Raw genomic sequence first — 1,489 nt, 5'->3', positions numbered from 1 at the left:
ATCAATACGGTTCAGTTAAGGCTAAAAAGCTTATTAGTGATGTTAAATCTCGGAGCTTCGACTCGTTGTCCAGCACCTCTGTGTTTCGGCTTTTTGGAACGAAACTTTGATACAGGCTTTTTCACAACCCTAGGATTAGTACGGTGAACTCGTTCGGGTAACAACGTATCTAGAATCTCCACAGTTAACCAATCGAAAAAAGGGGTAATTCTTCTGGTTGTAAGTGTTGAAATTTAGGAATAGCACGACGAATAACCCGTAATGTTCCTGTAAAACTCAAACGTAAAGGTGGAACCCCAGCACTGGTTGCGGCTTGAAACATTAACACCCTTACTGACCAATGTCCCAATAACCAGCCATATACTTCCTGCACTACTTCACGTGGTTTTTGGGAACGGACATGAGTTTTTCGTCCTAAAAGGTGTATTTTCAATTCATCAATTGTATTTTCTACTTCCCAACGCTGATGATATTCTTTAGCTAACAACTCTGCCGGGAATTTTTCAATATCTAATAAGCTAGTAATCAATCGATATGTGATTTGTTCACTAGGGTTTTCCGGATGCTCAATAGTATATTCAATAACCCGTACTATGAGGGGTTGACAACCCTTTTTTCGTAATTTTCCCGATGGGTAAATCGATGATAGATAAGAGCCGTCTTCCAAAGGTTTTTCTGCAAAGAATTTAACATTGGCAGGTATTCTGCCCAAATAATTGCAACCCTTAGAAACTGTTGTATGTACCATTTCGTAAGAATGCAAGCCCCTATCCCACATCAGTAACATTCCTGTTGTAACTGAGCGTAGTAATTTTAACGCCCTTACTCGCTCTCCAATCCGATAAGGACACATCAGCGCATCAAATATTAAGTGCGTTCCCGCCTCTACCAATATGACTAATCTGACTTTTGGAAATGCTGCTTGCGTTCCAGGACGGCTACTAGGACGACCAAAAACTCTTGCATTCTCATCACTGTCTGGGACATCAAAACAGGTACCATCAATCACCACAATTCGTAGTCCATTTAGAAATGCACCTAGAGTTTCATCAGTCGCCATTGGCCGCACTAATTGGTGAAATAATCGGCTCATTACTCCAGCGCCTAATCGCTGCCGAGCCTGGGTGATAGCTGATTTACATGGCACTCGCCAGTATTTGCCAATTTTTATCCATGTCTCCGACATCCCATCAATTAGGTTTTTCAGTACATCCCGCATTGAATCTCTCGACCAAAAGCTCATTGCAACTAGCAGACAAATTACCAAATGCGCTGGTAAAGAACGATTTCTTTCTTCACTAGCTTTGCTTTTTACGATCGCTTTTTCAATTGCTTTTGCAGGTATAGCTATCTCAATCGCTTTTAGCAAATCGCTACTTTGTATCGTTGGAGACAACAGTGAAAAATCTTTCAGATGTACCACAGTCAATTTCAGGCTTGGGAATAATCCTTAATTTAACTGACTTTGAGGCTTAACTGAACCGTATTG

General features: G+C 41.0%; 1 protein-coding gene. It reads right to left on the bottom strand.

What is annotated here, in order from left to right; all coding sequences use genetic code 11:
* Positions 1–184 precede the first annotated feature (184 nt).
* The gene (locus V7L31_RS32500) at positions 185–1,330 is read right to left on the bottom strand and encodes an IS4 family transposase (RefSeq protein ID WP_334700049.1); all 1,146 of its coding nucleotides are present in this window, start codon (positions 1,328–1,330) and stop codon (positions 185–187) included.
* Positions 1,331–1,489 lie beyond the last annotated feature (159 nt).

The sequence above is a fragment of the Nostoc sp. genome (genome assembly GCF_036916655.1).
GTDB lineage: Bacteria > Cyanobacteriota > Cyanobacteriia > Cyanobacteriales > Nostocaceae > Nostoc.
The sequence above is the reverse complement of the archived record's forward strand: the minus strand, read 5'-3'. Positions and strand labels throughout refer to the sequence as shown.